This window comes from Streptomyces sp. NPDC001002, from assembly GCF_053599215.1.
On record NZ_JBSFLV010000101.1, the window covers coordinates 24386 to 33920 of the forward strand.

General features: G+C 71.9%; 7 protein-coding genes. 4 read left to right on the plus strand and 3 right to left on the minus strand.

The annotated features are described in order from the left end of the window. Positions 1–6: 6 nt before the first annotated feature. Genes ACWDR3_RS34125 through rsmH form a run of 3 tightly spaced genes read right to left on the minus strand, consistent with a single transcriptional unit; the run spans position 7 to position 3478 of the window. On the minus strand, positions 7–1974 hold the full coding sequence (locus tag ACWDR3_RS34125) for a peptidoglycan D,D-transpeptidase FtsI family protein (RefSeq protein ID WP_450356424.1): 1968 nt from the start codon (positions 1972–1974) through the stop codon (positions 7–9). Between the two features lie 5 nt (positions 1975–1979). After that, positions 1980–2525 carry a septum formation initiator family protein gene (locus ACWDR3_RS34130; protein WP_450356425.1) on the minus strand — a complete coding sequence of 182 codons (546 nt, stop codon included), beginning with the start codon at positions 2523–2525 and terminating at the stop codon, positions 1980–1982. After that, positions 2522–3478, minus strand: a complete 957-nt coding sequence (gene rsmH / locus ACWDR3_RS34135; protein ID WP_450356426.1) for a 16S rRNA (cytosine(1402)-N(4))-methyltransferase RsmH — start codon at positions 3476–3478, stop codon at positions 2522–2524. Before rsmH ends, ACWDR3_RS34130 begins: the two co-directional genes overlap by 4 nt. A gap of 338 nt (positions 3479–3816) precedes the next feature. Between rsmH and ACWDR3_RS34140 the strand changes: the two genes are divergently transcribed. The 4 genes from ACWDR3_RS34140 (at position 3817) to ACWDR3_RS34155 (ending at position 9526) form a co-directional block, all read left to right on the plus strand. Continuing rightward, positions 3817–4365, plus strand: a complete 549-nt coding sequence (locus ACWDR3_RS34140) for a beta-class carbonic anhydrase (RefSeq protein WP_450356427.1) — start codon at positions 3817–3819, stop codon at positions 4363–4365. Positions 4366–4572: 207 nt separating this feature from the next. Then, positions 4573–5610, plus strand: coding sequence for an AAA family ATPase (locus tag ACWDR3_RS34145; protein ID WP_450356428.1), 1038 nt, complete (start codon positions 4573–4575; stop codon positions 5608–5610). Further along, positions 5610–6983, plus strand: a complete 1374-nt coding sequence (locus ACWDR3_RS34150) for a DUF58 domain-containing protein (protein ID WP_450356429.1) — start codon at positions 5610–5612, stop codon at positions 6981–6983. Before ACWDR3_RS34145 ends, ACWDR3_RS34150 begins: the two co-directional genes overlap by 1 nt. Further along, on the plus strand, positions 6980–9526 hold the full coding sequence (locus ACWDR3_RS34155; protein ID WP_450356430.1) for a transglutaminase TgpA family protein: 2547 nt from the start codon (positions 6980–6982) through the stop codon (positions 9524–9526). The genes ACWDR3_RS34150 and ACWDR3_RS34155 overlap by 4 nt, the downstream gene beginning before the upstream one ends. The last annotated feature ends 9 nt before the right edge of the window (positions 9527–9535 follow it).

Here is a 9535-nt window from a genome sequence, read left to right on the forward strand (position 1 = left end):
GGTCGGTCAGGGCGTGAAACTGACGGGCAGGTTCGCGGCCTTGGCGCCGGTGGGCGGCACCTGAAGGGTCTTCAGCGCGAACTCCATCACCTCCTTGTAGATGGGTCCGCAGATCTGGCCGCCGAAGTAACTGCCCTTGGTGGCGTTCTGGATGGCGCAGTAGACGGTGATCCGGGGGTTGTCCGCGGGCGCGAAGCCGGCGAACGACGACGTGTAGCCGCTGTACCTGCCGGTGGCCGGATCCACACGGTTGGCCGTACCCGTCTTGCCCGCGACGCGGTAGCCGGGGATGCGCGCCTTGGTGCCGGTGCCCTCCTGGTCGTCCACGACCGACTCCAGCATCTTGGCGAGCGTCTTCGCCGTCTTCTCGCTGACCACCCGCGTCTCCTTGGGCTTCGCGGCGGGCGTGAAGCGTCCGTCGGGGCCCTTCTCACCGCGTACGAGGGTGGGTTCGACGCGGACACCGCCGTTGGCGATCGTCGAGTAGACGGAGGCCGCCTGCATGGCGTTGAGGGACACGCCCTGGCCGAAAGGAATCGTGTACTGCTGCGAGGTCGACCACTTGTCGGGCGGCGCGAGGATGCCCTTGGTCTCGCCGGGGAAGTCCAGCCCGCTGTAGCTGCCGAGGCCGAACTTGCGCAGGTAGGAGTAGAGGACCTGGTTGGCCTGCGGCTGGGTCTTGCCGAGCTGGCCGGTGGCCAGGATGGTGCCGATGTTGCTGGACTTGGCGAGCACGCCGTTGAGCGTCAGGTTCCAGGTGGCGTGGTCGATGTCGTCCTTGAAGAGGCGGTCGCCGCGGTGCAGCCGGTTGGGCACGACGACGTGCGTCAGCGGGGTGGCGACGTTCTCCTCCAGGACGGCGGCCATCGACATGACCTTGGCCGTGGAGCCGGGCTCGTAGGCGTCCTGAAGGGCCGCGTTGCCGAGCGCCGCCGGGTTCGCGTCGGAGAGGTCGTTGGGGTCGAAGCCGGGTGAGTCTGCCATCGCGAGGACCTCGCCGGTGCGGGTGTCCTGCACTATCACGTAACCGCGGTCGGCCTTCGACTCCTTGACCTGCTTGGAGATGGCGTTCTGCGCGGCCCACTGGATGTCGCGGTCGATGGTGAGCTCGACGTCGCTGCCGGGCACGGCGGGCGTCTCCGTCGAGCCCACGGTGGGCACCAGCCGGCCGCCGGACTGGGCGTAGCGGATCTTGCCGTCCTTGCCGGACAGCACCTTGTCGAGCTGCTGCTCGACGCCGCCGCCGCCCTTGCCCTCGTCGTTGACCCAGCCCAGTATCCCGGCGGCGAGGTCGCCGTTGGGGTACACGCGCTTGCTGCTGGGGTCGGCGAAGACGCCGGCGAGGACGTTGACGGTGGAGGAGTCGGTGTCCGCCTTCTCGGTGAGCGCGCTCTTCAGATCCTTGATCTGCGTCCAGACCTGCGGGGTCTGACGGCGCGCCAGGAGGACGTAACGGCTCTCCTTGTTGGCGGGCCGCAGCTTCTTGACGAGCGTGGCCTGGTCCTGGCCGAGGATCGGGGCGAGCAGCGCGGCCGCCTGCTCGGGTCCGTCGTCGATGCCGAGCATCTTGCGGTTGAACATCGTCGGGTCGGCCGTGAGGTCGTAGGCGTCCACGCTGGCCGCGAGGGCGACGCCGTTGCGGTCGGTGATCCCGCCGCGCTCGGCGGCCAGCACGTGGCCGACGTAACGGTTCTGGTCGGCCTTGGCGGCGTACGCGCTCGCGTCGACGGCCTGCACCTGGAGCAGTCGTACGACGAAGGCGATCAGCACCAGGGCCAGCGCCAGGCCGACCATGCGCAGCCGGGGGCGGGGGCTGCCCAGGCGCAGGGCGTTGGGGGCCGCCGGGCGGGCCGGGGCCGGGCGCCTGGTCGGGCGGGCGCCGGGTCCCGGGCGCCGCTGGCCGGAGACGGGCCGGCCGGAGGAGGAGCGTGCGGGGCCGGGGACGCGTCGGCGCGGCGGTTCCCTGTCGGACACTTCCGTCACCTGCCGGGGGTCGTGGTCGGAGTCGGCGTCGAGGTCGGCACGGCCGGCGTGGCCGCGGGCGTCGCCGAGGGGGTGGCCGCCGCGGCCGGGGAGGTGGTGGGCGCCGGTGAGTGCGTGATGGTCTCCGGCGGGCGCAGCACCAGCGGGATCTGTACGGCGGGCTCCCGGGCGGCGGCGGCCGAGGGGACGCCCTTCACGGTGCCGTCGCGGTTCAGGAAGGCGGGGTCGCCGCCGGGGACCATGCCCAGCTCGCGAGCGCGGCGCTGGAGGGCGTCGGGGGCGGAGTAGGAGTCGATGTCCCGCTGGAGGGCCTGTTCCTCGTCCGTGAGGTTCTTGGTGTCCTTCTGGAGGTCGTCCAGCTTGAACGAGCCTTCGCTGAGCGCCGAGTTCAGCACCAGGAGCCCGATCAGACCGCCGCCGAGGAGCAGGACGACGAGGAGGACGAAGGGCGTGCGGGCCGCCGCCTGGCCGCGGCCCGTGTTGCCCGGGAACAGCCGCGCAAGGCGCGCGGCCCGCCCCCTCAGCTCGGGTTTCCTGCTCACTCGATGGCCTCCCTGATGCGCTCGGCGCCGCGCAGGCGGGCCGGCGCTGCCCGCCGGTTCTCGGCGACCTCTTCCTCGGTGGGAAGTTCGGCACCACGGGTGAGCAGCTTGAGCCTGGGCTGGTACTGCTCCGGGACGACCGGCAGTCCGGGGGGCGCGGTGGTGGCTGCGCCGGCCGCGAACACCTGCTTGACCAGGCGGTCCTCCAGCGAGTGGTACGACAGGACGGCGATCCGTCCGCCGACGGCGAGCGTGCCCACGGCGGCCGGGATCGCCCGCTCCAGCACGGACAGTTCGCCGTTGACCTCGATGCGCAGCGCCTGGAAGGTGCGCTTGGCCGGGTTGCCGCCGGTGCGCTTGGCGGCCTGCGGCAGCGCGTCGCGGATCAGCTCGACCAGCCGCGCGCTGTTGCTGAACGGCTCCTTGTCGCGCTCGCGCACCACGGCGGACACGATCCGCTTGGCCTGCTTCTCCTCGCCGTAGGCCCGCAGGATCCGGACGAGTTCGCCCGCCGGGTAGGTGTTGAGGACCTCGGCGGCGCTGACGCCGGTCGTCTGGTCCATGCGCATGTCGAGGGGGGCGTCCTGGGCGTAGGCGAAGCCGCGGTCGGCCTCGTCGAGCTGCATGGAGGAGACGCCGAGGTCGAACAGGACGCCCTGCACGCGCGCGATGCCGAGCCGGTCGAGCACCTCGGGCAGCTCGTCGTAGACGGCGTGCACGAGGGTGGCGCGGTCGCCGAAGGGGGCGAGCCGCTCGCCGGACAGGCGCAGCGCCTCCTTGTCGCGGTCGAGGGCGACCAGGCGGGCCTCGGGGAACTGCTCCAGCAGGGCCTCGCTGTGGCCGCCGAGGCCCAGGGTGCAGTCGACGACCACCGCTCCGGGCGCCTCCAGGGCGGGCGCCAGCAGGTCCAGGCACCGCTGGAGCATCACCGGAACGTGTCGACTCTGGCTCAAGGGGCCCTCTCAGGTCCGGCGCGGCCGGCCCGCACCGCCGGGTCCCCGCCCGCGGGGAGAATTCCGGCACTGCCGCCGGGGTCTCCTGGGGATTTCAGTCCAGCAGGGAGCGCCTCGGCTCCCGCTTCGCGTCACTTTAGTCCACGGCCTCTCGCGGTCAATCAACCGGCCTGCGCGTCGCGGCCGGGCCGTCGGACGAAGCCGCGAACCGGTATGAATCACCCGAGCGGGCTCTGCCGCCTCACCTATGTGGCTTACCTCACACAGTGCACGTGATGACGCTCTTTTTCCCTCCTCACCACAGGACCGGAACGGCCGTGACCAGTACCGTCGTAGATATGACGACTTCCGCATCCGCTGCCACCGCAACCGAAGGCGCCATATCCGGCGGCGGCACCGTGACCGACCGCCTCGTCGAGGCCAACGGACGGTACGCCGCCGCCTTCACCGACCCCGGTATGGACGCCCGCCCCGTCCTGCACGTCGCCGTCGTGGCCTGCATGGACGCCCGCCTGGACCTGCACGCCGCGCTCGGCCTGGAGCTCGGCGACTGTCACACCATCCGCAACGCGGGCGGTGTGGTCACCGACGACGTGATCCGCTCGCTCACCATCAGCCAGCGCAAGCTCGGCACCAGCAGCATCGTCCTGATCCACCACACCGGCTGCGGCCTGGAGGCCCTCACCGAGGACTTCCGCACCGAACTGGAACTGGAGGTCGGCCAGCGCCCCGCCTGGGCCGTGGAGTCCTTCCGGGACGTCGACCAGGACGTACGCCAGTCCATGCAGCGCGTACGCACCTCGCCGTTCCTGCTGCACACCGACGACGTGCGCGGTTTCGTGTTCGACGTGAAAACCGGCCTGCTGCGCGAGGTCGACCCGGCTTAAAACCCAGGCATGCTGGATGCCAAGCACGGTAAAACCCGACATATCGCGGCCAGTTGTCCACAGTCGAGTGACACGAAACGGTAACGGCAGCAAGAATGCGGGTGTGGCGCCGCGGGGAACTTTTCCCGCGCGGTGTCCGTGTTCGGGGTGGGCCGGTCCGCAGCACAGCGCGACGGCCCGTGGAAAGAACGGGCCGAGGAGGGCCGGGTGACGACCTATGACGATCGAGCGAGCCTCACTGATCTGACCGCCACTGTGGAGCGTGTCCGCAGTTCGGTGGAAGGAGTGATCGAGGGCAAGCCCGAGGTCGTACGGCTTTCGCTGACCGTGCTGCTCGCCGAGGGACATCTTCTGATCGAGGATGTCCCCGGCGTGGGCAAGACGATGCTGGCCAAAGCGCTGGCACGGTCCATCGACTGTTCGGTACGGCGAATCCAGTTCACCCCTGACCTGCTCCCCTCGGACATCACAGGGGTGTCCATCTGGGATCAGCAGCGCCGGGAGTTCGAGTTCAAACCGGGTGCGATCTTCGCGCAGATCGTGATCGGCGACGAGATCAACCGGGCCTCGCCGAAGACCCAGTCCGCGCTCCTGGAGTCCATGGAGGAGCGCCAGGTCACCATCGACGGGACGACCTACGAGCTGCCCAGCCCCTTCATGGTGGTCGCCACCCAGAACCCGGTCGAGATGGAGGGCACCTACCCGCTGCCCGAGGCGCAGCGAGACCGCTTCATGGCCCGGGTCTCGGTGGGCTACCCCAGCGCGGAGGCCGAGCTGCAGATGCTCGACGTGCACGGTGGTGTGTCCCCGCTGGAGGACCTGCAGCCGGTGGCGCACGCGCACGACATCGTGAAGCTGGTCGAGGCGGTCCGGGGCGTCCACGTGGCCGACACGGTCCGCAGGTACGCGGTGGACCTGGTCTCGGCCACGCGCACGCACCCCGACCTCAGACTCGGCGCCTCACCGCGCGCGACGCTGCATCTGCTGCGCGCGGCGAAGGCGTCCGCCGCCCTCAGCGGCCGTGAGTACGCCCTGCCGGACGACATCCAGGCGCTCGCCGTCGCCGTCCTGGCCCACCGGCTGCTGCCGACCGCCCAGGCCCAGCTCAACCGCCGCACGGCGGAGCAGGTGGTCCAGGAGATCCTCCAGCGCACCCCGGTGCCCGCGACGCCCCAGCAGCAGGGCGGCTACGGCATCGGACACAACTCGCCCGGCTACGGCCAGCAGCCGCCGCGGAGGCTGTGATGTCCTCCGGGAGCACCGGGCATCCGGACGCCGAGCGCGCCGAGAAGGGCGGCGTCCGTACGGCCCTCGCGGGTCTGACCACCCGCGGCCGCTCCTTCCTCGCGGCCGGTATCGCGGCCGCCATCTGCGCCTACGTCCTGGGCCAGAGCGATCTGCTGCGGGTGGGCCTGCTGCTCGCCGCGCTGCCCCTGGTCTGCGCGCTGTTCCTGTACCGCACGCGCTACCGGGTGGCCGGCAGCCGCCGGCTCTCCCCCGCGCGCGTGCCGGCCGGCAGCGAGGCCCGCGTCCATCTGCGGATGGACAACGTCTCCCGGCTGCCCACGGGCCTGCTGATGCTCCAGGACCGGGTGCCCTACGTCCTCGGTCCGCGGCCCCGCTTCGTGCTCGACCGGGTGGAGCCGGGCGGCCGCCGCGAGGTCTCCTACCGGGTCCGCTCCGACCTGCGCGGCCGCTATCCGCTGGGCCCCCTCCAACTGCGCCTGACCGACCCGTTCGGGATGTGCGAGCTGACCCGCTCCTTCTCCACGTACGACACCCTGACGGTGATCCCGCGCGTGGAGGCGCTGCCGCCGGTGCGGCTGACCGGGGAGTCCAAGGGGTACGGCGAGGGGCGGCAGCGCTCGCTCGCGCTGGCCGGCGAGGACGACGTGATCCCGCGCGGGTACCGCTACGGCGACGATCTGCGCCGCGTCCACTGGCGGCTGACGGCGCGTTACGGCGAGCTGATGGTGCGCCGCGAGGAGCAGCCCCAGCGCTCCCGGTGCACGGTGCTGCTCGACACCCGGGGCCTCGCCTTCGAGGGGGCGGGCCCGGACTCGGCCTTCGAGTGGGCCGTCTCGGCCACCGCGTCGGTGCTGGTGCACATGCTCGAACGGGGCTTTTCGGTACGGCTGTTGACGGACACCGGCAACTCGGTGCCCGGCGAGGGCGCCGACGGGTTCGCGGGCGCCAGCCAGGAGACCGCCGACGCGGCGGGCCTGATGATGGACACGCTCGCGGTGATCGACCACTCGGACGGCACGGGCCTGTCCCGCGCCTACGACGTGCTGCGCGGGGGCAACGAGGGCCTGCTGGTGGCCTTCTTCGGCGACCTCGACGAGGAACAGGCCGCGGTGGCCGCCAAGATGCGCCAGCGCAGCGGCGGCGCGGTCGCCTTCGTGCTCGACGACGAGTCCTGGGCGCGGGAACCGACCGATGTGCCCGGGGCGTTGAACAGGAGCGAGGACCGGCTGCGGATGCTGCGGGAGGCGGGCTGGACGGCCGTGCAGGTGCCGCGGGCGGCCTCGCTGACCGAGCTGTGGCGCCAGGCGGACCGTGAGCGCACGGGCCTGACCGCCGCCGGCGGGACGATCGGTGAGGGGACGGGATCATGAGCGGACGGGCCCGACTGGCGGTGTTCGCCTGGGCGGCCACACTGCTGGCGTCCTGCGCCCTGCTGCCGCTGGTCGAGCCGGCCACCTGGATCCTGCAGGTGGCCTTCATGCTGGCCGTGCAGACCGGCGTGGGCGCGGCGACCCGGCGGGTGCCGCTGGCCCGGCCGCTGACCGTGGCCGCGCAGGCCCTGGTCACGCTGATGATGCTCACCCTGCTCTTCGCCCGGCAGCAGGCCCTCCTCGGGATCGTGCCGGGTCCCCAGGCCTTCCAGCACTTCGCCGACCTGCTGCGGCAGGGCGGTGACGACATCTCCCGGTACGCGATCCCGGCCCCGCTGGAGTCCGACGGCATCCGGCTGATGATCCTCGGCGGTGTCCTGGTGATCGGGCTCGCGGTGGACACCCTCGCGGTGACCTTCCGCAGCGCGGCCCCGGCCGGACTGCCGCTGCTCGCGCTGTACTCGGTCGCCGCCGGGCTCTCCGAGGGCGGCGCCGACTGGCTGTGGTTCCTGGTCGCGGCGGCCGGCTATCTGATGCTGCTGCTCGCCGAGGGCAGAGACCGGCTCTCGCAGTGGGGCCGGGTCTTCGGCGCGGCGGCCCGTACTACGGGCGGTGAACCAGGCGCGGTGGCGCCGGTCCGCGCGGGGCGGCGCATCGGCGTGGTCGCGCTCGGCCTCGCCCTGGTGGTGCCCGTCGCGCTGCCGTCGATGGACGGCGGCCTGCTGGACGGCGCGGGCACGGGAGTCGGCGCGGGCAACGGCAGCGGGGGCACGATCTCCGCGGTGAACCCCCTCGTCTCGCTGCGCGACAGTCTGAACGTGGACGAGGACCGCCAGGTCCTCACCCTCAAGACCAACAGCGATGACCTCTCGGACATGTATCTGCGGATCGTCTCGCTGGACGACTTCGACGGCAGCACCTGGAAGCCGGCCAAGCGTCACATCACCTCCGTACCCGACCAGTTGCCCACCCCGACCGGCCTCAGCGGCGACGTGAAGCGGGCGGAGATCGAGACGCGTGTCTCGGCCGCCGGCTGGTACGCGCAGGACTGGCTGCCGATGCCCTATCCGCCCAGCGGCGTGGACATCACGGGCAACTGGCGTTACGAGCCGGTGGGCATGACGCTCGTCGGCGACCACGGCCAGACCACGCGCGGAGAGACGTACACGGTCAAGAGCCTCGATGTGCAGCCGACGGCCGAGCAGCTCGCCAACGCGCCGGAGCCGCCAGCCGCCCTGAAGCGCGACTACACCAAGGTGCCGGACTCGGTGCCCGCGGTGGTCGCGAAGACGGCCCGCCAGGTCACCGAGGGGGCGACGAACCACTACGAGCAGGCGGTCAAGCTCCAGGACTACTTCACCCTCGACGGCGGCTTCGAGTACGACACCCAGGTGGACGTCGGCACCGGACCGAACGCGATCGCCAAGTTCCTGAAGGACAAGCAGGGCTTCTGCGTCCACTTCTCCTTCGCGATGGCGGCGATGGCCCGCAGCCTGGGCATCCCGGCCCGGGTCGCGGTGGGCTTCGCCCCCGGAACCCCGCAGGCGGACGGTTCGGTGACGGTGGGTCTGAAGGACGCGCACGCCTGGCCCGAGCTGTACTTCGAGGGCGTGGGCTGGACCCGCTTCGAGCCGACCCCGAACCGCGGTACGACTCCCTCGTACACCCAGACGGAGACGCCCGGCAGCACGCTCCCCGATGTGGCACGGCCCTCGACCTCCGCGGGCGCGTCCACCTCGGCGGCGCCCTCGGCGAGCACGAGCTGCGACGCGACGGACAAGAAGCTGGAGGCCTGCGCGGGCGCGCTTCCGCTGGACACCTCGACGCCGGGCGACGCGGGGCCGCCCTGGTACGAGGTCACGGGCTGGACGCTGCTCGCCCTGTTGGCGGTCTTCGCGCCGCTGCTGCCGATGCTGTGGCGGGTGAGAAGGCGCCGGGTGCGGCTGGCCTCGGCCCAGCACGCCTCGTCCGGCCTGGGGCTGCCCCAGCGCCGGTTCAAGGGAGCCGGGGACACGGTCACCTCCGACGGGGTCACCGTGACGGCCCTGCCGGGCGAGATCGTGCCCGAGTACTCCGCCGAGGTGGCCGCCGGGCATGTCCTGGCCGTCTGGCGCGAGCTCACGGACACGGCCTGGGACTACGGCATCGAGCCGGACGACGCGCTGACCCCCCGCAAGGCGGCCGCGCGGATCGTGCGGCTCGGGCAGCTGGAGCCGGAGCCCGCCGAGGCGGTGCACCGGGTGGCGCATGCCGTGGAGCAGGTGCTGTTCGCACCGCAGCCGCGGGCCGTGCCGGGCCTGGCCGACGATGTGCGCAAACTGCGGACGGCCCTGCGGTCCCGGGCGAGCCGGAGCACCCGGCTCCGTGCGGTCGTGGCGCCCCGTTCGGCCATCCGAGCACTCTGGGACGCCTCGGACCGCTGGACGGCCCTCAAGACCCGCTGGGCCGACCGCTGGGTGCCCCCCAGTGTGAGTCCGAGTGGAAATACGCCAATAGGCGCGAGGGAGGCTACCCGTAATCACGGTGCGACTACAACAGGGTAGATGAACTGT